Origin of the sequence: Streptomyces sp. NPDC032198, assembly GCF_040636975.1 — a bacterium.
Lineage (GTDB): Bacteria > Actinomycetota > Actinomycetes > Streptomycetales > Streptomycetaceae > Streptomyces.
The window spans coordinates 177,094-198,032 of record NZ_JBEZVL010000016.1; the positions used below are offsets into that span (position 1 = coordinate 177,094).

At 71.6% G+C, this 20,939-nt stretch carries 21 protein-coding genes; 17 read left to right on the top strand and 4 right to left on the bottom strand.

The window, feature by feature from the left end; genetic code table 11:
- Window positions 1-136 precede the first annotated feature (136 nt).
- The 5 genes from AB0E78_RS35395 to AB0E78_RS35415 all read left to right on the top strand — a co-directional run bounded on the left by AB0E78_RS35395 (window position 137) and on the right by AB0E78_RS35415 (window position 3,329).
- On the top strand, window positions 137-1,258 hold the full coding sequence (locus tag AB0E78_RS35395; protein ID WP_361841684.1) for an NAD(P)/FAD-dependent oxidoreductase: 1,122 nt from the start codon (window positions 137-139) through the stop codon (window positions 1,256-1,258).
- A 154-nt stretch (window positions 1,259-1,412) separates the two neighbouring features.
- Window positions 1,413-1,835, top strand: a complete 423-nt coding sequence (locus AB0E78_RS35400; RefSeq protein WP_361841823.1) for a DUF6010 family protein — start codon at window positions 1,413-1,415, stop codon at window positions 1,833-1,835.
- A gap of 14 nt (window positions 1,836-1,849) precedes the next feature.
- Window positions 1,850-1,978 (top strand): magnesium transporter, encoded by a 129-nt coding sequence (locus AB0E78_RS35405; protein ID WP_361841687.1) that lies wholly within the window; start codon window positions 1,850-1,852, stop codon window positions 1,976-1,978.
- 94 nt (window positions 1,979-2,072) lie between these two features.
- The gene (locus AB0E78_RS35410) at window positions 2,073-2,702 is read left to right on the top strand and encodes a dihydrofolate reductase family protein (RefSeq protein WP_361841689.1); all 630 of its coding nucleotides are present in this window, start codon (window positions 2,073-2,075) and stop codon (window positions 2,700-2,702) included.
- 198 nt (window positions 2,703-2,900) lie between these two features.
- The gene (locus AB0E78_RS35415) at window positions 2,901-3,329 is read left to right on the top strand and encodes a hypothetical protein (protein ID WP_361841691.1); all 429 of its coding nucleotides are present in this window, start codon (window positions 2,901-2,903) and stop codon (window positions 3,327-3,329) included.
- A gap of 222 nt (window positions 3,330-3,551) precedes the next feature.
- Here AB0E78_RS35415 and AB0E78_RS35420 read toward each other — a convergent pair whose 3' ends face one another.
- Window positions 3,552-3,842, bottom strand: a complete 291-nt coding sequence (locus tag AB0E78_RS35420; RefSeq protein ID WP_361841693.1) for a hypothetical protein — start codon at window positions 3,840-3,842, stop codon at window positions 3,552-3,554.
- A gap of 225 nt (window positions 3,843-4,067) precedes the next feature.
- Here AB0E78_RS35420 and AB0E78_RS35425 point away from each other — a divergent pair, with 225 nt between their 5' ends.
- Window positions 4,068-5,477, top strand: a complete 1,410-nt coding sequence (locus AB0E78_RS35425; RefSeq protein ID WP_361841696.1) for a PepSY domain-containing protein — start codon at window positions 4,068-4,070, stop codon at window positions 5,475-5,477.
- 7 nt (window positions 5,478-5,484) lie between these two features.
- Here the strand turns inward: AB0E78_RS35425 and AB0E78_RS35430 are convergent, their stop codons facing one another.
- On the bottom strand, window positions 5,485-5,832 hold the full coding sequence (locus AB0E78_RS35430; protein ID WP_361841698.1) for a metalloregulator ArsR/SmtB family transcription factor: 348 nt from the start codon (window positions 5,830-5,832) through the stop codon (window positions 5,485-5,487).
- 78 nt (window positions 5,833-5,910) lie between these two features.
- Between AB0E78_RS35430 and AB0E78_RS35435 the strand changes: the two genes are divergently transcribed.
- The 6 genes from AB0E78_RS35435 to AB0E78_RS35460 all read left to right on the top strand — a co-directional run bounded on the left by AB0E78_RS35435 (window position 5,911) and on the right by AB0E78_RS35460 (window position 10,937).
- Window positions 5,911-7,038, top strand: coding sequence for a cation diffusion facilitator family transporter (locus AB0E78_RS35435; RefSeq protein WP_361841701.1), 1,128 nt, complete (start codon window positions 5,911-5,913; stop codon window positions 7,036-7,038).
- Between the two features lie 87 nt (window positions 7,039-7,125).
- Window positions 7,126-7,578: a hypothetical protein gene (locus tag AB0E78_RS35440; RefSeq protein ID WP_361841704.1), complete on the top strand. Its 453-nt coding sequence runs from the start codon at window positions 7,126-7,128 to the stop codon at window positions 7,576-7,578.
- 133 nt (window positions 7,579-7,711) lie between these two features.
- Complete coding sequence (locus AB0E78_RS35445) at window positions 7,712-8,377, top strand: DUF3105 domain-containing protein (RefSeq protein ID WP_361841707.1); 666 nt, start codon at window positions 7,712-7,714, stop codon at window positions 8,375-8,377.
- 84 nt (window positions 8,378-8,461) lie between these two features.
- On the top strand, window positions 8,462-9,187 hold the full coding sequence (locus tag AB0E78_RS35450) for a hypothetical protein (protein WP_361841709.1): 726 nt from the start codon (window positions 8,462-8,464) through the stop codon (window positions 9,185-9,187).
- A 74-nt stretch (window positions 9,188-9,261) separates the two neighbouring features.
- Window positions 9,262-10,170: a DNA-binding protein gene (locus AB0E78_RS35455; protein WP_361841711.1), complete on the top strand. Its 909-nt coding sequence runs from the start codon at window positions 9,262-9,264 to the stop codon at window positions 10,168-10,170.
- 41 nt (window positions 10,171-10,211) lie between these two features.
- Complete coding sequence (locus AB0E78_RS35460; RefSeq protein WP_361841714.1) at window positions 10,212-10,937, top strand: tyrosine-protein phosphatase; 726 nt, start codon at window positions 10,212-10,214, stop codon at window positions 10,935-10,937.
- A 157-nt stretch (window positions 10,938-11,094) separates the two neighbouring features.
- On the opposite strand, the gene AB0E78_RS35465 is transcribed toward AB0E78_RS35460, so the two are convergent.
- Window positions 11,095-13,287 carry an FUSC family protein gene (locus AB0E78_RS35465; RefSeq protein ID WP_361841825.1) on the bottom strand — a complete coding sequence of 731 codons (2,193 nt, stop codon included), beginning with the start codon at window positions 13,285-13,287 and terminating at the stop codon, window positions 11,095-11,097.
- Window positions 13,288-13,507: 220 nt separating this feature from the next.
- Between AB0E78_RS35465 and AB0E78_RS35470 the strand changes: the two genes are divergently transcribed.
- Window positions 13,508-15,016, top strand: a complete 1,509-nt coding sequence (locus tag AB0E78_RS35470; protein ID WP_361841717.1) for an MFS transporter — start codon at window positions 13,508-13,510, stop codon at window positions 15,014-15,016.
- A 26-nt stretch (window positions 15,017-15,042) separates the two neighbouring features.
- On the opposite strand, the gene AB0E78_RS35475 is transcribed toward AB0E78_RS35470, so the two are convergent.
- Window positions 15,043-15,639, bottom strand: coding sequence for a TetR/AcrR family transcriptional regulator (locus AB0E78_RS35475; RefSeq protein WP_361841720.1), 597 nt, complete (start codon window positions 15,637-15,639; stop codon window positions 15,043-15,045).
- Window positions 15,640-15,949: 310 nt separating this feature from the next.
- Between AB0E78_RS35475 and AB0E78_RS35480 the strand changes: the two genes are divergently transcribed.
- Genes AB0E78_RS35480 through AB0E78_RS35495 form a run of 4 tightly spaced genes read left to right on the top strand, consistent with a single transcriptional unit; the run spans window position 15,950 to window position 20,769 of the window.
- The gene (locus AB0E78_RS35480) at window positions 15,950-16,504 is read left to right on the top strand and encodes a 2Fe-2S iron-sulfur cluster-binding protein (RefSeq protein ID WP_361841723.1); all 555 of its coding nucleotides are present in this window, start codon (window positions 15,950-15,952) and stop codon (window positions 16,502-16,504) included.
- On the top strand, window positions 16,501-17,493 hold the full coding sequence (locus tag AB0E78_RS35485) for a xanthine dehydrogenase family protein subunit M (protein ID WP_361841726.1): 993 nt from the start codon (window positions 16,501-16,503) through the stop codon (window positions 17,491-17,493). Before AB0E78_RS35480 ends, AB0E78_RS35485 begins: the two co-directional genes overlap by 4 nt.
- On the top strand, window positions 17,490-19,625 hold the full coding sequence (locus AB0E78_RS35490) for a xanthine dehydrogenase family protein molybdopterin-binding subunit (protein WP_361841729.1): 2,136 nt from the start codon (window positions 17,490-17,492) through the stop codon (window positions 19,623-19,625). Before AB0E78_RS35485 ends, AB0E78_RS35490 begins: the two co-directional genes overlap by 4 nt.
- Window positions 19,618-20,769 (top strand): XdhC family protein, encoded by a 1,152-nt coding sequence (locus tag AB0E78_RS35495; protein WP_361841732.1) that lies wholly within the window; start codon window positions 19,618-19,620, stop codon window positions 20,767-20,769. Before AB0E78_RS35490 ends, AB0E78_RS35495 begins: the two co-directional genes overlap by 8 nt.
- Window positions 20,770-20,939: the final 170 nt, after the last annotated feature.

Sequence of the window (20,939 nt, forward strand, 5' to 3'; positions counted from 1 at the left end):
TCGCCGCGCCCCGAATGGTTGCCGCAGCGGCCGTACTGCTTGGGGCTGCGAGGGCACGGTCCGAAGGTCGTCACCATAGTTGCTGAAACGGCAAGGTTGCTTGCCGTTCTGATGGCCCCGCGCGCACCGTAGCGGCATGACTGAGACGAACGAGCGATACAACGTAGACACGGACACGGACACAGGCGCAGGCCTCGACGCAGAGGTGGATGTGCTGGTGGTCGGGGGCGGCGCGGCCGGTCTCTCGGCGGCGCTCACCCTGTCCAGGGCCAGGCGTTCCGTGCTGGTGGTGGACTCCGGAGAGCCGCGCAACGCTCCCGCCGACGGGGTGCACGGCTTCCTTTCCCGTGAGGGCCTCGCGCCGGGCGAGCTGCTGCGGATCGGCCGGGAGGAAGTCGCCGGGTACGGCGGGCGGATCGTGTCGGACCTGGTGACGGGTGTCCGGCGAGCCGGCGAGCGATTCGTCGTGGAGACCGTGGGCGGGCGGAGCCATCGCGCGCGGCGCCTGCTGGTGACGACGGGCCTCGTCGATGAGCTGCCCGACGTCCCCGGCCTGCGTGAGCGCTGGGGCCGTGACGTCCTGCACTGCCCCTACTGCCATGGCTGGGAGGTGCGCGACCAGCCCATCGGCGTCCTGGCGACCGGTCCGATGGCGACGCACCAGGCGCTGTTGTTCCGGCAGTGGTCGCCGGGTGTGACCCTGTTCCTGCACACCACGGACGAGCTGGCCGATGAGCAGTGGGAGCAACTGGCCGCCCGTGGCATCGCGGTGGTCGAAGGGGAGGTGGCCGGTCTCGACGTCGAGGACGACCGGCTCTCCGGCGTACGCCTGGCCTCCGGCAGGCGCGTCCCGGTGCGGGCTCTCGCCGTGGCACCGCGGTTCGAGGCGCGCGGCGCGATGCTCGCGGGGCTCGGCCTGACGAGCGTCGACCACCCGATGGGTGTGGGGAGTCACGTGGAGTCGGACGCGACCGGGTTCACGGGTGTCGCGGGAGTGTGGGCCGCGGGCAACGTCACCGACCTCGTGGCCGGAGTCATCGTGTCCGCAGCCAGCGGCATGACGTCAGCGGTGGCGATCAACGCCGACCTCGTGGCCGCCGACACCGCGGCGGCGGTCGCGGCACGGCGCGCCCCGGAAGCCTTCGGACCGGCCGTGGAAGCAGCCAACTGCCAGCAGGTCATGGGCGAACGGCGTCATGGGATCGAGTCCGTCCTGGCCGCCGGCGAGGCGCGCAACAGTGCGACCGGGGGGTGGTGAGGACCGCCGCGAGGAAGCATCACGGCGTATGGCGCTATTCCGTTGGAGCCTGTCATTAATGCCACTGGGGGGTGGGCGCGGGCCCGGATAGCTTCGGCGGTGATCCCGGCGACGACCGGACGCGCACCACCACCGAAGGAACTCCATGCAGGTCATGCCATATGTCGCACCGATCCTGATCGGCGTCCTCTACGCCCTCGTGATGTCCCTGATCCGCGAACCGCGCCGGCGCCGCCTCAACGCGATCATGGTGGCCGGTGCGGGCGCGGCCTACCTCAGCGGCGGCGGGCTCGGGGGCTGGGAGTTCCTCTTCACCGCCGCCGTCACCTACTGCGCCTACCGCGGCCTGGAGTCCTGGACCTTCATCGGCATCGGCTGGCTGCTCCACACCGGATGGGACCTGGTCCACCACTTCAAGGGCAATCCGATCATCCCCTTCGCCCACGACTCGTCGCTGGGGTGCGCCATCTGTGATCCCGTCATCGCGCTCTGGTGCCTGCGCGGTGGCCCGTCACTCATCAGCCTCATCCGCGGCCGGACCCGCGCGGGTCGAGGCGCGTTCACCGGGCCCGTGTAGCCTTCGTCGGCGCGATGCCGCTCCTCGCCAAGCGGCTGCGGATCGACCCGGCGGTGGTGTCGACCCCGATGGTCACCACGCTCGTCGACGCGACCGGCTTGATCATCTACTTCATGACGGCGAAGGCCGTACTGGGGATCTGACCTTTCCTCCGCACCTTCCTCCGCGCGTGTGTCGATCCCGGGGCCGTTCGTTCGACGCAATGATGAGAGCAGGAACCCCGAGGAGGAGAACGCCATGCCGAAGGTCCGCGTACACAACGTCACCGTTTCGCTGGACGGCTTCGCCGCCGGACCCCACCAACGCCTGGACGAGCCGTTCGGGGACAACATCGAGGGACTGCACGACTGGATGATCGCCGCGATGCGCGACCGCGCCGACGGCAAGACGGGCATCGACGTCGAGCACATCGAGCGCAGCGAGGAGAACATCGGCGCCACCATCATGGGCCGCAACATGTTCGGGCCGCAGCGCGGACCGTGGCAGGACGAGTCGTGGCGAGGCTGGTGGGGAGACAACCCGCCCTACCACCACGACGTGTTCGTGCACACCCACCACGTGCGGCCCTCGCTCACGATGGACGGCGGGACCACCTTCCACTTCACCGACGAGCCCGTCGAGACGGTCCTCGCGCGCGCCTTCGAGGCGGCGGGGGGCCGTGACGTGCGCATCGGGGGAGGCGCGGCCACCGTGCAGCAGTATCTGCGTGCGCGGCTGATCGACGAACTGCACCTGGTCGTCGTCCCGCTCCTCGTCGGCAGGGGCGAGCGGCTGCTGGACAACGTGGCCGACGGGATCGACGGCTACCGGGTGACCGAACTGTTGAGTTCCGAGGCGGCGACCCACGCCCATCTGACCCGCCGGTGACCGGGCCGCCGCAAGGGCGGGAGGCAACGTGAGGGAGCGGGTGGGCAGTTGCGGTGCCGTGACCGTTTTTATCGGATTCCGTTACGCGCTCTCCGGGTGATCGCAATGTCGGGTGCATACGTTTATGTTCCTCGTTGTACGGCTCGTCGCACGACGAGGCTCGCGTACCGACCGACATACAAGGGGATCACTGCCGCCATGCGAAACAACCGTCGCAGCCTTCTGCGCACCACCGCCGTCTCCGCCCTCGTCGGATCGGTTCTGTTGATTCCCGCCACCGCCGCGCTCGCCGCCGGGTCCGGCCCGGAGCCCCAGCCGGCGCAGCCCGCGCCCGCCGCAGCAGTACCGGCCGTCCCGGCCACGCTCACGGCGAAGGCGTCCGTGACCCACGTCCGCGCGTGGCAGGAGTTCCGCATCACCGGCAAGGCCACCGGGCTGAAGGCAGGCAGCAAGGTGACGCTGCAGCAGAAGCAGCACGGCGTGTGGAAGGCCCTGCCCGCCAGTACGGTCACCAACACGTCCGGGAGCTACGGCATGCGCGTCAAGCTCGGACTCAAGGGCAAGAACGAACTGCGCGTGGCGAGCGGCTCCACCGTCTCGCCGGTCGTCAACGTGACCGTGAGCTGACGCCGGGTTCCGCCGACGAGGCGCGGCCCGCTGACCCGCACGGGGTCAGCGGGCCGCGCCTTGCCGCGTTGTCGGGCGCGTCAGGCTTCGGGGGCGCACACCACGAGCAGGTAGTAGTCCATGTGGTTGCGGCAGAAGGAGCGGTAGGGAGCCATGAGCGGATCGGTGTGGGCCGAAACCGCCGTGCGCCGAGCGGCTCAGTCGTCCAACGCCCGGTGGCGGTCACCCACGTTCAGCGCGCCCCGATGCGCCGGCGGACCCCTCGGCGGCGGCGTGCGCGTCGACCTGCCGCTCCACCTCACGCGCCTCGTCGGTCAGCATCCGCAGTCTGGCCTCGGCCTGGTCCGCCCGGGCCTGCAGGCGGGCGGTGTCGTCGGCGATGACCTGGCAGGCCAGATCCATCGCGGCGTCCACGTCCTCGGCGGAGCCGCGCTCGGCCAGCTCCTCCAGTGCGCTCTTGACCGCGGAGATGCCGCCGCGGGTGTGGATGTCGTTCCAGAACTCATAGTCCATCCGGGCAGTTTGCCGGATCGGGCACCGCGGAGCGAACCACGACGGCGAGCCGCCCGCCGTCCACCGGCCGGGTGCATCTCCCGTCTCCCGCCCCTGCTTCTGTGGTGCGCACCACACGGCTCGTGCGGATCGTCGGGAACTTTTCCGTCCCGCCGGCCGACTCCTGCACCGGCCCGATCCGGCCGATCCGCACCACCGTCATCCAGTCATCCAGGAGAGCAGCTCATGTCCGCCGAACCCACACTCCTCGCCCCGGACGACGGGCAGGAGACCCAGGGGGCGCCGCCCTCCGCAGGACGGTCCGGATGGGCGTCGCTGCGTCCGCTCGTGCTGCGACTGCACTTCTACGCCGGAGTGCTCATCGCACCCTTCCTGCTCGTCGCCGCCACCACGGGACTCCTGTACGCCTGCTCGTACCAGGCCGAGAAGATCGTGTACTCCCACGAACTCAGCGCGCCCGTGGGCGAGAACAAGACCGAACTGCCGATCTCGGAACAGGTGGCCGCCGCCCGCAAGGCGCACCCCGAGGGCACGGTCAACGCCGTGCGGCCCTCGCCCGAGGAGGGCGCCACGACCCGCGTACTGCTGTCCGGAGTCCCGGGTGTCGACGCTGGCCACACCCTCGCCGTGTTCGTGAACCCGTACAACGGCGAAGTGCGGGGCGCGCTGGAGCAGTACGGCTCCACCGGCGCGCTGCCGCTGCGCACCTGGATCGACGAGCTGCACCGCGATCTGCACCTCGGTGAGACCGGCCGGCTCTACAGCGAACTCGCCGCGAGCTGGCTGTGGGTCATTGCGGGCGGCGGTCTTGTGCTGTGGTTCGCGCGGCGGCGCTCCCAGCGCAAGCTGCGCGGGACCACCGGCCGTCGCCGCACGCTCTCGCTGCACGGCTCGGTGGGCGTGTGGGCCGCCGCGGGACTGATCTTCCTGTCGGCGACGGGGCTCACCTGGTCGACGTACGCGGGACAGAGCGTCGGCGACCTGCGCGAGGCCATCGGGCAGACGACGCCGGAGCTGACGGCGGCCGCCGCGGGCGGCGGCGAACACGCGGGCCACGGCGGATCGGGCTCGGGCGGCGGAGCCGGCGGCGGGGCGGGGCTCGACGCCGTCCTGAAGGCGGCCCGCGCCGAGGGGCTCTCCAACCCGGTGGAGGTCGTACCGCCGGCCGACGCGTCGTCCGCGTACGTCGTGCGGCAGATCCAGCGCAGCTGGCCCGAGAAGCAGGACTCCGTCGCCGTCGATCCGGCAAGCGGTGAAGTCACCGAGGTGCTGAGGTTCGCCGACTTCCCCGTGCTCGCCAAGCTGACCCGCTGGGGCATCGACGCACACACCGGATCACTGTTCGGGCTCGCCAACCAGCTTGCCCTCGTCGCTCTCGCCCTCTGCCTGATCCTGATGATCGTGTGGGGATACCGCATGTGGTGGCAGCGCGGGCGCGCCAATTCCTTCGGGCGTCCGCTGCCGCGCGGGGCATGGCAGAACGTTCCGGCGTACGTCCTGGTCCCGTTGATGGCCGCGGTCGCCGTGCTCGGCTACTTCGTGCCGCTGCTCGGCATCCCGCTGGCGGCCTTCCTCGCCGTGGACATCGTGCTGGGTGAGATCGCCCACCGGCGCGGCAGGCGCACCTACGCCTGACGCCCGCTCAGTCGTGGGTGTCCGTGCCGCTGAGGTGATGGTCGGCGAGGTTCAGGACCTCGTCGACCACCCGGCGCAGGTGCCCGTCTGGCGGGCCGTAGATCATCCGTCGCCCTTCCTTGCGTACGGACACGAGCCCGGCGAGGCGCAGCTTGGCCAGGTGCTGGCTGACCGCCGGGCGAGCCGCGCCGCACGCGGCGGTCAGCGTCATGACATCGGCCTCGCCCTTGCCGAGGGTGTGCAGCAGGGCGAGGCGGGTGCGGTCGGCGAGGAGGCCGAGGACCTCGGCCGCATGAGTGAAGTGCTCGGCGCCCGGATCTTGCGGGTGCGCATCGTGCGCAGGTGATAGGTGCATGCGTGCGCTCATACGCACATAATGGGTGCGGACACCTCGAGGTGTCCACTCTCCGTCCCGCGTCGGAAGGCCGTAGTCGTGAGTCAGCAGCACGGACACCCGCACCCTTCGCACGAGCACCACCAGGCACACGGCCACGGCCACGACGACGCTCATGGCCACGGTCGCGAGTACGGCCACGATCACGAGCACGGCCATGAGTCCGGTGGCGGTGGGCGGCTGGCCCGATGGCGGCACAAGGCCGGACACCTGGTGAAGCCGCACTCGCACGAGACCGCGGACAAGGTCGACACGGCACTGGAAACGTCCGCGCGCGGCATGCGCGCGCTGTGGATCTCGCTGGCCGTCCTGGGCGTGACAGCCGTGGCCCAGGCGGGGATCGTGGTGCTCACCGGCTCGGTCGCGCTGCTGGGCGACACCGTGCACAACGCGGCGGACGCGCTGACCGCGATCCCCCTCGGCATCGCCTTCGTCCTGGGCCGGCGGGCCGCCACCCGCCGCTTCACCTACGGCTACGGCCGCGCCGAGGATCTCGCGGGCATCGTCATCCTTCTGACGATCGCGGCCTCGGCCGCCTTCGCGGCCTGGGCGGCGGTCGACCGGCTGCTCAACCCCCGCGCCCTGGAACACCTTTGGATCGTGGCCGCCGCTGCCGTCATCGGTTTCATCGGCAACGAATGGGTTGCCCGCTACCGCATCCGCGTCGGCCGCGAGATCGGCTCGGCCGCCCTGGTGGCCGACGGTCTGCATGCCCGGACCGACGGATTCACCTCGCTCGCCGTCCTGTTGAGCGCGGGCGGCGCGGCCCTGGGCTGGCGGCTCGCCGACCCGATCGTGGGCCTGCTGATCACCGCGGCGATCCTGCTGGTCCTGCGGGACGCGGCGCGCGAGGTCTTCCGCCGGGTGATGGACGCCGTCGACCCGGCCCTGGTCGACGCGGCGGAGGAGGCACTCCTGACGGTTCCCGGCGTACGGGGCGTCGGCGAGCTGCGCCTTCGCTGGATCGGGCACCGGCTGCGCGCCGAGGTGGCGGTCGTGGTGGACGGGGAGCTGACCGTGCGGGAGGCGCACGAGGTCGCGGTCGACGCGGAGCATGCCCTGCTGCACGCGGTGCCGAAGCTGACCGCGGCGCTGGTGCACGCAGACCCGGCGGTCGTGCCCGGAGCCCCCGATCCGCACAAGGTCCTCGCACACCACGGGGTCTGAGCAAGCGCTGGGTGCGCCAGGGTCCACGCGGGGGCGGCACCGCCCTGAGCCCCGGCGCTGATCGGGCAGCGGCTACTATCTGCGGCCATGGCGTCAGGGCTGCGGGAAACGGTGCACGGAGAGCGGCGGACCGCCGCGCGCTGCGCCGTGTTCGGGGTCGGCCTGGCCACCCTGCTGGCCGTCCTGTGCGTGTGCTTCGGCTCCTCGGCGCATCATGACGAGCGGGGCGCCCGCGACGCGATCTCGTTCGCGGCCATGTCTACGCCCCCGGCTGGCGGCGGTGGCTCGGCACCCGCCGAAGAAGCCGCGCCCGGCCGCTCGCCCAGCCCCTCGACCGGCCACAGCTGTCCTCCCAGGGACGAGTGCGCTTCGGCCACCCACGCAGCGGCGATCGCGCTCCCGGCCCCCGATCCTTCGGTGCCGACGACGCTGGCGGAGGCGGGCCTTTCCGCGCCCCCGGTCGCCGCACATCCCGTACCGCGGACGCCCGTTCACCGGCACGCCCCGGATCTCCACGTCCTTCAGGTGCAGAGGACCTAGGCCGGGCCTCCGCGCCGCCGCACCCGCCGTCCGGGCACGGACACGGTCGCGGTCGCGCGCTCCCGCCGATCACCTCACACACCATCAGCACCGCCGTGCCCCGGGCACGGCGGGGACAAGGACACCCCCGGACATGGGCACCTCCAAGACTGGCAAGAAGGCCGCGACCTCCGCCGCACGCAAGGCCCGTATACAGGAACTGCGCCGCGCCGAGCAGGCGCGCGACCGCCGCAACCGCGTCATCGCCATCACCGCGGGTGTGGCCGTACTGGCCGGGGTCGCCGGATTCGGCTTGTACGTCCTGCTCGACGCGTCGGAGAAGAAGGACAAGGAAAACGCCGTCGCGCAGGCCCCCGTCCAGGGGGAGAAGTCGTGGGACGCGAAGAAGCTCGGACGCGATCACGTCACGAAGAAGGTCGACTACCCGATGACCCCGGCGGCGGGCGGCGATCACAGCCAGGCGTGGGCCAACTGCCAGGGCGATGTGTACGACAAGCCGCTGGGCGAGGAGAACGCCGTCCACTCACTGGAACACGGCGCCGTCTGGATCACGTACAACGAAAAGGCGGCGACCGGCGACATCAAGACGCTGAGCCAGAAGGTCAGCGCGACGCCCTACACGCTGATGAGCCCGGTCAAGGAGCAGAAGGCCGCCCTCACGCTCACTGCCTGGGGCCGCCAGCTCACCGTGGACAGGGCGTCCGACCCGAGGGTCGAGCAGTTCCTGGGCAAGTACGTCCAGGGGAAGCAGACTCCCGAGCCCGGCGCGGCCTGCACGGGCGGGGTCGGGCCCGCCTGAGTGGACCCGCCTGAGGGAGAACACGCGAGCCGGGCCGCTCCCGCCAGGTGCCAATCGAAGAGCGGTACGCCTAGTCTCTGAGGTGTGCTGAGCATCGTTGACGACCTGGCCGGGATCGGACCGCTGCGGATGTGCGCCCATGCGCCGTCGGCCGACGACCCGGACGACCTGACCGGTCTGCGCGTGCTCCTCGTCGCGGATGTGCTGGCCCGCGTCGTGGAGCTGCGCGGCCGGACCGTCCTCATCGGGTGGACGTGCCCACCGGCCGCGTCGGCCGACGCGGCCGGTATCCGTCCGGCCGACGCCCACGGCACCGCCGACGAGATCGCCGAAGCGCTCGGCGGGCCGCCTGCCGTCCACCTCACCAGCCGTACGTACGAGGGCGCGGGCGGCCTGTCACTCCACATCGGCGAGGCCACCACCACGGGCCGGGCAGCCGATGAAGGGGACCCGGACGCGCTCGCCCTGCGGCTGCTCCTGCTGAGCCACCCGCACCACGAACCCGTCGACGTCTCCGCGCAGGCCGTCGACGCAGCCCGCGAGAAGTTGGCCAACTGGCGCAAGGCCGTGGCCGCTTGGGCCGACGAGCCGTCCAAGGCGATGCCCGCCGTGTTCGTGGAACGAGCCGGCGCCGCCCTGGAGAACGGCCTCGACACCCCGGCCGTGCTGCGGCTGCTGGGCGATCTGGAGGCGGCCGTCGACGTGCCGAGCGGCGCCAAGTTCGAGACGTTCGCCCACCTCGACCGCGTACTGGCCCTGGAAGTCGTCCGCGATGTGGGCCGTTCGCACTCCACCGAGGTGTATCGCTGACCCCGTGGTGCAGACTCTGCAGTGGGGACATAACCCCTTGGCGGTGGCGTCGGTGGATGGCGGATCATGGCGGGGTGAGCTCCTCGGCCCTCCGCACCCCAGAGTTGTCGCTGCGCACCATCGAGCGTCTCGTGACCCTCGACGCCACGACCGGCGCGGTCTCCGCGATGCCCGCCGTTCGCGCGGCCATGCGGCGCATCCCGGAGCTGTCCGCCGATCCCCTTGGCCTCCGTGTGAGGAGCAGTGAGGGGCTCGCGGCCCTCGCCGAGCTGTGCGAGGTCATCGGGTGGATCCTCTTCGACGCGGGCTTCTACCGCGAGTCCCACCGGATGAACGCACGGGCGCTGGCCCTGGCCGAGATCTGCGGTGACCGCTGGACCGCCCGCTTCGTCCTGTTGAACGACAGCATGCTCAAGGCCCATACGGGAGCGCCGCGTGCCGCCCTTGAGGCCGCGGCCCGCGTGCACGGCGCGCGAGCGCTCCCCGCCAGGGTTAGCAGCCTCGTCATGATCCGCCAGGCGCACGCGATCGCCCTGCTCGGCGGCCACCGCGAGCCCATGGACCTGATGGCCCGCGCCCGGAGCCGGTTCCTCGACGGCATCTCGCGCCACGATCCGTACTGGGCCTGGTGGATCGACTCGACCGAGCTGCTCGGCCACCAGGGCTGGGTGCTGGCCCGGCTGCACCGATGGGACCAGGCCATTCCCCTGCTGCACGAGGCGGCCACCGCGCCGGGCCCCGCCTACCGGAGTCTCTTCACCGCGCAGCTCCTCTCCGCACTGGCACGAGCCGGAGCCTGGAGAGAAGCGGAGGATCTCATCGCCGCGCTCGCTCCCCGCGCCGCCCGCATCGGGTCCGTACGGACGACTCAGACGCTTGGGCGGACGGCATCCCATCTGCTCAGGAGTCCCGGCATCCCCGCGCCCCTTCGGGAGGCGGCAGCGTTCCTGCTGGAGTCCCTGCCGGTGCCGGTGCCGGTGTAGGCGCCGATTCTTCACGGGCTCCACACCGTAGGGTTTCGCACGTGAGACGACACATAGACTTCGAGCACCTGCACAACTTCCGGGATCTGGGCGGCTATCGGGCCGCTGACGGGCGCACGCTGCGCTGGGGCCGTCTGTACCGCGCCGACTCGCTCGCCAAGCTGCGGGGAGCCGACTGGGACCGCTTCCTCTCGCTGGGCGTCCGTACCGTGATCGACCTGCGCTACCCGTGGGAGATCGAGGCCAAGGGGCGGGTGCCCGAGGCGGAGGGGCTCGCCTACGTCAACCTCAGCGTGGAGCACCGCCCTTACGACCAGGCGGAGATCGACCCCGGCCTCGACCCGTGGCGCTACCTCGCCGACCGCTACGCGGAAGTCGCCCTCGACGGCGCGGAGGAGCTCCACCAGGCCCTGGAGGTCATCGCCTCGGGCAGCACCCCGCAGGTCTTCCACTGCGCCTCGGGCAAGGACCGCACCGGACTGCTCGCCGCGCTCGTCCTCGCGCTGCTCGGCGTGGACGAGGACGACATCGCCGCGGACTTCGCCCTCACCGAGCTGGCCACGGACCGGCTGATCGCGGACTGGAAAGCGGCCCACCCGGGCCGGGCCCTGAACTGGCCCGGCTACGGACGGGCGCCCGAAGAGATCATGCGCCTCTTCCTGGCCGACCTGACCGCCACCTACGGCTCGGTGCATGACTACGCGGTCAAAGAGCTCGGAGTCGACGACGCCCTGATCGAGCGTCTGCGCTCGCGGCTGCTGGACTGAACCGCCACCGACGGACCTCTGCGCGGCGGCTCAGCTCCGGAGCGCCGCGTACGTACGCTTTCGGCGATGTCGACGCCATCGCCCGGCCGGAACTGACCGGCGAACTGACGCAGGCTCAGCTCGCGGCCGAGCTGATGGCCTCCTGACCAGCCGGTGGTCAGACCCGCGCGGCCTTCCCCGACCGCCCCGCGACCGGCACGTCGAGAGGCCGCGCGAGGCCCACCACACCCTCGTCCAGGCGTTGCAGATGGCGCAGCACGCGGTAGGTGACGGTGCCCGAGCGCGGGGCGCCGGAGCCCTCGGCCTCCAGCATCGAGGCGATGCTGGCACCCGACTCGACCTCGCCCGTGGCCTTGTCGTCCTCCACGTAGGCGGCGATGATCTCGATGTTGTGGGCGATGCGCAGACCGGCCCGCTCCAGACGCGGATCCGCCGCGACGTTCTTGCTGTACGGCACGAGCTCGGCCGTCGCCGCCAGGGAACGGGCGTGGTAGGCGCAGGTCTCCAGGAGCGCCACCAGATAGCGGGCGGTCCTGCGGCGGCCCCGCAGCGGGGTGATCGGGTGGGTCAGCGGCTGGATGGAGGCGCGCAGATCGTCGAGCGCGGTGTCCAGGTCCCGCGCCTTGTCCAGGAGATCGGCCGCCGGACCGCCACTGAGCTGCTCCACCGACGCGGAGATGACGTCGGCGAGCCGGGTCAGGACGGTGTTCAGGAGCTCGTCGGTGCGGCGGTCGGTGTGCACCGGAAGCACGAGGACCGCCGCGATGATGCCGCAGGCGGCTCCGAGCGCCGTCTCCTCGATGCGCAGCCAGAGCACGGAGAGGCTGTAGGTGTTCAGGAGCGTGTAGAGCAGGCCCAGCATCGCCGTGACGAAGAAGGACATGAGCGCGTACGACAGGGGAGCGGTGAAGAACATCGCGAAGATGAAGAGCAGGACCAGCGCGAACGCTATCCATGTGTGGTTGCCGACCAGCCCGGCAAGCGCCACACCGGCGACCACCCCGAGCACCGTGCCCAGGAGCCGTCGGTACCCCTTGACCAGGATCTCGCCCGTGGACGCGGTGTTGAGGAACACCACCCAGCAGGTGAGCACCGCCCAGTACCAGCGCTGGGTGGAGAGGAACTCGCCGCCGATGATGGCCAGGGTCGAGCCCACCGAGACCTGGAACGCGGCCCTGGTGGTGGGGCGCCGCAGCCCGGTGCGGTCGTCCTCCTCGGGTTCGGCGATGTCCTCGGCACCGGCGATCGCGATGTCCTCGGCGTCGAACTCCTCGCGGGAGCGGGTCGTCGCCGGTGAGTCGTCGGACTCGTCCTGAGGACCGTCGAGTGCGATCCGCAGGCCGAGGACGGCTCGGGCCGCCTCACCGATGCCACGGAAGACGTCCTGGACGGCCATGGAGGCGCGCGGCAGATTGTCCTCGTCGCGGTAGCCGAGCAGCCGGTTGCGCACGTGGGCCAGTGCCGTGCCCTTGTCGTCGGCGACCGGGCGGCCGACCAGCAGGTGCAGCGCCTTCAGGTCCCTGCGCAGGGTGACGGTCGCGTCGTCCTCGGCGCGGATGCGCGTTCCGGTCGCCGGCACGGGCGCGTACGGCAGGTGCAGGGTGAGGGTGTCCGCGCGTTCGGCGCTGCGCGCGTTCAGGAGGAGTACGCCGAGGCGTTCGGCGGCGATCTCCGCGTCCGCCACACGGCGTTGGACCAGGGTCGCCGTGGCCGCGTCGGGGGTGCCCTCCTCGAGGCGGCCCTGGATCATCAGGGCGGTCTCGTGCAGCCGGGAAGTGCCGCGCCGCAGCTCGGCGAGGACCTTCTCCAACTGCTCCGGGGTGGCGTCCAGGAGCTCGATCTGCGTGGCCACGAGTTGCGCGAGCCGTGCCCTGAAGGCGACGCGCAGCCGCCCCAGATCGCGCCCGGGAGTCTCCGGCACGACGGCGAACCGTACGACGGCACTGCACACGAAGGCGACGGCCAGCGCCAGATACAGGCTGGGCAGGGCGGACGTGCTGGCGCCCACGAACAGCGAGACGAAGTAGACCTGAAAGCCGATCAGGCCGAGGGCCGTGCCCCGGTCGCCGAACCGGCGGCTGTAGACGGCACCGAAGATCAGCGCGACGAAGAAGATGTCACCCGCGATGACCTGGTCGTGCAGCAGCGCGCCCAGGGAGATCGCCGCGATCGCGACGGGCAGCCCGAGCGCGAGCGTGATCGCCTGGCCGCGCACCTCCTTCTCCTTGATGGCGAAGGTGGAGACCATCGCGGTCATGGCTCCCGCGACCATGTGCGTCACGTCGGTGCCGAGCAGGGCGAGGACGACGAGCGTGAGCGCGATCGCGCCGACCGTCCGCAGCCCCGCCATCAGCCGCAGAAGTCCGGGGTCCGATGCCACGAAGCGGTCCCATGTGCCGGTCCTGGTCCGCCGTCTCACTGCGCTCACACCCTCATTGCCGCTGTTCAGGCCGCGATTCTGTCACGGCGGGGTGCAACCGGGCTTGAGGGTTCACAGCGTGATACGCCCGAGGGGCCGACGCGAAGTGACCGAAAGTCTCCGGGGCGAGTTCAACGAAACACTTGAAGTCATGAATCCAGCAGATGACGAACTGACCGGGGCAGAGCTGTGCGCTGATGCCCCAGAAGCCAGTGGGACAAGGGGACGTGGCGCCCCCGCCCGCACCCCCGTTCCCGCCCGGCCGCGCTGGTGGACGCTCCTCGCGGTGAGCGCGGCCCAGCTCCTTGTGGTCCTCGACGGCACCATCGTGAACATCGCGCTCCCCTCCGCGCAGAGTGCACTGGACATGTCCGACGCGAGCCGGCAGTGGGCGATCACCGCCTACGCGCTGGCCTTCGGCGGACTGCTGCTGATCGGCGGCCGGGTCAGCAGCGTGCTCGGTCACCGGCGTGCCTTTCTCGTCGGCCTGATCGGCTTCGCCGCCGCGTCCGCGCTCGGCGGGGCGGCCGTGAACCCCGAGATGCTCTTCGGGGCGCGAGCCCTGCAAGGGGTGTTCGCCGCGCTCCTCGCACCCGCGGGTCTCTCCTTGCTGACGATCACCTTCACCGAGCCGGGCGAACGCGGCCGGGCCTTCGGCGTGTTCGCCGCGGTGGGTGCCGCGGGATCGGCGGTCGGCCTGGTCGCCGGGGGCCTGCTCACCGAGTACGCGAGCTGGCGCTGGTGCCTCTACGTCAACGTCCCCGTCGCCCTGCTCGCCGTGCTCGGCGCGACGTTCGTGCCACGGGACCGGCCGGCGCGGGGCGAGGGGCGGCTCGACGTGGCGGGGGCCCTGCTCAGCGCCACGGGCTTCGCCGCGATCGTGTACGCCTTCAACGAGGCGGAGCCGCTCGGCTGGGGGTCACCGAAGGTCGTCGGCCTGCTTGCGGGCGGCCTCCTGCTGCTCGCCGTGTTCGCCGCCGTCGAGGTACGGGCGCCGCGCCCGCTGCTTCCGATGCGTGTGCTCGTGCACCGGGCCCGCGCCGGTGCGTTCGTCTCCATCACCCTGCTGTTCGTGGCGATGTTCGGCTTCTACCTGTTCATGAGCTACTACACGCAGACGGTCCTCGGTTACTCACCCGTCGAGGCGGGTCTGACGCTGATCATCAACGCCGTGTCCGCTCTGGTGGGCGCGACGCTGATCGCCGGGAAACTCCACGGACGCGTCGCGCCCGCCGCGCTGATCGTGCCGGGGCTGCTGGCCGCGGCGGCGGGGATGTTCCTCCTGACCCGCCTGACATCGCAGAGCGCGGACGTCTTTCCGCTGTACCTGGTGCCCGCGCTGATCCTGACCGGCCTCGGCCTCGGCTGCGTCCTGCCGCCCACCGCGAGCCTGGCCACCGCTGACGTGCCGCCGCACGACATCGGAGCCGCCGCGGCGGCCTACAACGCCTCCCAGCAACTGGGAGCCGCGCTCGGCACCGCCCTGCTCAACACGGTCGCGGCCAGCGCCACCGCCTCGTACCTGGCGTCCACCGCGGACGCCACTCCCACGGCGGCCTCCGTGCACGGCTACACCACGGCCCTGATGCTCGCCTTCGTCATCCTGGTCGCCGCCGCGTGCGTCACGGGGCCACTGACCAGGAGCGTCCGAGCCCGCTGACCCGGACCCGACGACCGTACGCGGGCTCAGTGCCCGGGTGCTCCCGCCGAGCGCCCGGGCGCTCCCGCGCGCAGTCCGTCCATGACCAGGTCAAGGAGCCGTCCGGCGCGCGACTGCCAGTCGCCGTGCGGGTCGATCTGCCAGAGGCCCGCGATGGCGAGCAGGAAGTCGTCGGGGGTGAGGCCGGGGCGGATGGTGCCCGCCTCCTCGTTGGCCTTCAGGAGGAGCGTGACCGCGGAGGTCACGGGCCCGTGGCCCACCCCGGCCAGCGTGCCGAGGGTGCTGGTGGCCTTGCGCATCGCGTCGGCCAGGCCCGCTTTGGCCATGGCGTACTGCGCGAGGCGGTCCATCCACTCCCGCAGGGCCTGGTCGGGGGCACGCGTGTCGAGGAGCTGGCAGGCGGTGTCGGCGACCTGCTGGACCTCGTAGCGGTAGACCTCGAGGACGAGGGCCTCGCGGTTGGGGAAGTTGCGGTAGAACGTCCCCTGGCCGACGCCCGCCTTCTTGGCGATCGTGCTGAGCGGGGCGTCCGCCGAGTGCGTCAGCTCGGCCAGCGCCACTTCCAGGATGCGCTCGCGATTCCGTTGCGCGTCCGAGCGCAGGGCGTCCTTCTTCTGATGCACTCGTCCTCCTCCCGAGAATCGCGGCCCGGGCCACTCTTGCTAAGCGGACAGCTGTCCGTTAAATTCTGAAGCTAACGGACAGCTGTCCGCTTAGGGTCACCATACCGGCAGGCGCGGCCGGTGGGGAGGTCGGCCGACAGGGCCGTGGACCTCTCCCTCGCCGCCCACGCCACAGATGCCCCGAGCCGACCCCCTTGACGCACGGCGCCACCCCCTCTCGAACTCCTCCCTCCGGGAGCCCCCGCATGACGTTCACGCTCGTACGTGAAAAAAGCTGGCAAAAGCTGACAGAAGTGAAAGAAGGCTGATCGTGGCCCCAACGACGTCCAGCGCCATCACGCTGAACATCAACGGCGAAAAGCACACGCTGCCCGTCGACCACCGCACCACCCTGCTCGACGCCCTGCGCGAGCGCCTCGATCTGACCGGCACGAAGAAGGGCTGCGACCAAGGGCAGTGCGGCGCCTGCACGGTGCTGATCGACGGCCGCCGTGCCGTCTCCTGCCTGCAACTCGCCGTCGCCTCCGAGGGACGGGAGATCACCACCATCGAAGGCGTGGCCGACGGGGACCGGCTGCACCCGGTGCAGCAGGCCTTCCTCGACCTCGACGGATACCAGTGCGGCTACTGCACGCCGGGACAGGTCTGTTCGGCCATCGCGGTCATCGAGGAACACGCGGCCGGCTGGCCCAGCGCCGCGACCACCGACGTACGGCCCGAAGCGGGCGTACCCGAACTCAGCGCGGACGAGATCCGCGAGCGCATGAGCGGCAACCTGTGCCGCTGCGGCGCCTATGTGTCGATCGTCCAGGCGGTCGCGCGGGCGGCAGCCGCCGAGACCGAGGCTGCGGAGGCCGTGGCATGAGGGAATTCGGCTATCAGCGGGCGGTCGACGTGCCCGGCGCGGTCGCGCTGCTCGGTACCGACCCCGACGCGCGCTTCCTGGGCGGCGGCACGAACCTCGTCGACCTGATGAAGACCGGCGTGGAGCGGCCCGGACTGCTCATCGACGTACGCGAGTTGCCCCTCGACCGCATCGAGGCCACCGACGACGGCGGGCTGCGGATCGGCGCGACCGTCACCAACAGCGACCTCGCGGCCCACCCCGAAGTACGGCGCCGCTACCCGGCGTTGGCGGAGGCCGTCCTGGCCGGCGCGTCGGGCCAGCTGCGCAACATGGCCACCGTCGGCGGAAACCTGCTCCAGCGCACCCGCTGCGGCTACTTCGCCGACCTGTCCAAACCGTGCAACAAACGCGCCCCCGGCAGCGGCTGCCCCGCCATCGAGGGCGAGCACCACAACCACGCCATCCTCGGCGCCACCGAGCACTGCGTGGCCGTCCACCCCTCCGACATGGGGGTGGCGCTCACCGCCTTCGACGCGGTCATCTCGTACGAGACGGCGCAGGGCACCGGCGAACTGCCGCTCGCGGACTTCTATCTCTCCGTGGGCAGCACCCCGCACCTGGAGACCGCGCTGCCGTCGGGTGCGCTCATCACCGGCGTCACCCTGCCGCCCGCCCCGGTCGCCGCCCACTCCCGCTACCGCAAGGTGCGCGAGCGCGCGTCGTACGCCTTCGCGATCGGCTCGATCGCCGCGGCGATCGACGTCAGGGACGGCGTCGTCCACGAAGTGCGTCTTGCCTTCGGCGCGGTCGCGTCCCGGCCGTGGCGCGCACGGGAGGCCGAGCGTGCCCTGACCGGCGGTCCCGCGAGCGCCGAAGCGTTCGCGGCCGCCGCGGACGCCGAGCTGGCCGCCGCGAAGCCCCTGCCCGACAACGGCTACAAGGTGACGCTGATGCGCAACCTCGTCGTCGCCCTGCTGACCGAGCTCACCGAGGAGGCCGCCCGATGACGGCGCGGACCAAGACGACCCCGTCCGGCGCGGCGTCGGGCACCGTCGGCGCTTCGTACACCCGCGTGGAGGGCCTGGACAAGGTCACCGGCGCGGCCCGGTACGCGGGAGAGATCCCCTTCGCCGAACTCGCCCACGGCTGGCTGGTGTTGTCCACCATCGCCCGCGGCCGGATCCTCTCCGTCGAGTCGGACCCCGTGCGTGAGATGCCCGGCGTCCTGGCCGTCCTGCACCACGGGAACGCACCGCGCGTGGACACGGACTACGTCAGCATCGTCGGCACCCCCGACCCGATCTTCGAGGTCTTCCAGCACGACCGGGTGCCCTTCGTCGGCTGGCCGGTGGCCCTGGTGGTCGCCGAGACCTCCGAGCAGGCCAGGGAGGCCGCCGAGGCGCTGGTGGTGCGGTACGAGGAGGAGCCGCACGACGTCGCGTTCTCCGCCGAGCACCCCGGCACGTACACGCCGGACGGCGACGGCACGCTGAAGGAGAAGGGCGACCTGGAGGCCGAACTCGCCGCGTCCGCGCATGTCGTGGACGAGGAGTACACCACGCCCGAAGAGCACCACGGCTCGATGGAGCCGCACGCGGCGATGGCGCGCTGGGACAGCGGACGCCTCGAAGTCGTCGACTCCAACCAGAGCAGCATGTGGATCGCGGACGAGCTGGCGAAGCTGTTCTCGCTCGACCGGGCCTCGGTCCGGGTGCGCTCCGAACACATCGGCGGCGCCTTCGGCTCCAAGGGCGTACGCGTGCACCAGATCGCCGCCGTGATGGCGGCGACGCTGCTCGACCGGCCCGTCCGGGTCGTCCTCAGCCGCCGCCAGCTGTTCTCGCTCACCGGCTACCGCAGCCCCACCGCCCAGCGCGTCAGGCTCGGCGCGGACGTCGACGGGCGGCTGCGCGCCGTCGACCACCAGGCGCACAGCCTCACGTCGACGGTCCATGAATTCGTCGAGGGGAGCGCCGGGTTCGGGCGTCCGATGTACGCATCCGACGCCCACCGCAGCGTCAACCGCGTCGTGCGCCTCGACGTGCCGACGCCGACCTTCATGCGCGCTCCCGGCGAGGCTCCGGGATCGTTCGCGCTGGAGTCCGCGCTCGACGAACTCGCCGAGCGGTGCGGTGTGGACCCGGTCGCGCTGCGCGCCCGCAACGAACCGGACGTGGGCCCCGTCTCCGGGCTGCCGTTCGCCAGCCGCAATCTGCTGTCCGCCTTCCAGGAGGGGGCCCACAGGTTCGGCTGGGCGGATCGCGACCCGCGTCCCGGCCTGCGGCGCGAGGGGCGCTGGCTGCTCGGCACCGGCACCGCGGCGGCCACCTTCCCGGTGATCGTCTCGCCGTCCACGGCGGCCGTGACGGCGGAGGCCGACGGCACCTTCACGGTGCGGATCACCGCATCGGACGTCGGTACGGGAGCACGGACCGCGCTGACCCTGATCGCCGCGGAAGCCCTTGAAGTGCCCCAGGACCGCGTCCAGGTGCGCATCGGGGACAGCGACTTCGGCCCGGCGGCGATCTCCGGCGGCTCGATGGGCACCCGCTCCTGGGGCTGGGCCGTCAGGACAGCGGTGGCCGACCTGCGGGAGCAACTGGCCCTGGGCGGTGACATTCCGCCGCAGGGAATCACCGTGCGGTCCAACACTGCCGCGGCCGTCGGAGCCCTCGCGCAGAAGGAACGCCACTCCTACGGCGCGCAGTTCGCCGAGGTCGCCGTCGACGTCACCACCGGTGAGGTGCGGGTTAGGCGCATGCTCGGCATCTTCGCGGCGGGCCGCATCATCAACCCGCTCACCGCGCGCAGCCAGCTCGTCGGCGGGATGATCTGGGGCCTGTCCATGGCCCTGCACGAGGAGGCCCACCGGGACCAGGCGACGGGCGGCCACGTCGGCGCCGACTTCGCGGGCTACCACTTCGCCGCCAACGCCGATGTGCCGGTCATCGAGGCGGACTGGGTGGAGGACACCGACGAGGACGACCCGGTCGGCATCAAGGGCATCGGCGAGATCGGCATCGTGGGAGCCGCCGCGGCCATCGCCAACGCGGTCTGGCACGCGACCGGCGTACGCCACCGCCATCTGCCCATCCGTCCCGACCGTGTCCTGAACGCGGGAGGAGCCCCGGGTGCTTGACATCGCCGACACGCTGAACCGCTGGGTCGAGGAGGGCCGGGACTTCGCCGTCGCCACCGTCGTGACGGTGGGCGGCAGCGCGCCGCGCCCGCCCGGCGCCGCCCTCGCCGTAGACAGCGAGGGCACGGTCATCGGTTCGGTCTCCGGCGGCTGTGTGGAGGGAGCGGTGTACGAGCTGTGCGTCCAGTCCCTCCAGGACGGCATGACCGTGCGCGAGCGGTTCGGCTACAGCGACGAGGACGCCTTCGCGGTCGGCCTGACCTGCGGCGGCGTCATCGAGGTCCTGGTCACGCCGCTGGGCGCGGACGCGCCGGGCAGGCAGGTCTTCGCGGCGGCGATCTCGGCCGCCGCCCGCGGGGACGCCGCGGCGCTCGCCCGCGTGGCCCGGGGCCCCGCCGAACTCATTGGCAGGGTCGTGCTCGTCCACCCCGACGGCTCGTACGAAGGCGGTCTGGAAGGGCACCCGGACCTCGACCGGACGGTGGTGGGGGAGACCCGCGCGATGCTGGACGCGGGTCGCACCGCCGAGTTCGACGTCTCGGAGAGCGGGTCGCGCTGCGGCCAGCCCCTGACCGTGTTCGTCGAGTCGTGCGTGCCCCCGCCCCGCATGATCGTCTTCGGTGCGATCGACTTCGCCGCGGCCCTGGTGCGCACGGGCAAGTTCCTCGGCTACCACGTGACCGTGTGCGACGCCCGTCCGGTCTTCGCCACGCGGGCCCGCTTCCCCGAGGCCGATGACATCGTGATCGACTGGCCGCACCGCTACCTCCGGGACACCGCGGCCGACGGCCGCACGGTCTTGTGCGTCCTCACCCACGACGCCAAGTTCGACATCCCGCTCCTTGAGGTGGCGCTGCGCCTTCCGGTCGCTTTCGTCGGCGCGATGGGCTCACGCCGCACCCACGAGGACCGCAACAAGCGTCTGCGTGAAGTGGGCGTCACCGAAGAGGAGTTGGCCCGCCTCCACTCCCCGATAGGGCTCGACCTCGGGGCCCGTACCCCGGAGGAGACCGCCCTGTCCATAGCGGCCGAGATCGTCGCGGCGCGCCGGGGCGGGACGGGGGCTCCGCTGACCGGTTCCGGGTCGCCGATCCACCATGAGGCGGGCGACGCGGGGGCGGGTGGCTCCCACGCAGCCGCGTGACCTGACCCGGCAGGGTGCGAGGGTGGCCGCGGTGTTCGTGCACCGCGGCCACCCTCGCGCTCACGCCGGTTCCACCGCCTCCCACAGCAACTGCACCGGATGCCAGGCGTTCCGCTCGGTCCCGTGGAAGATCTGCTGGCGGCAGGAGACTCCCGTGGCGACCACGACAT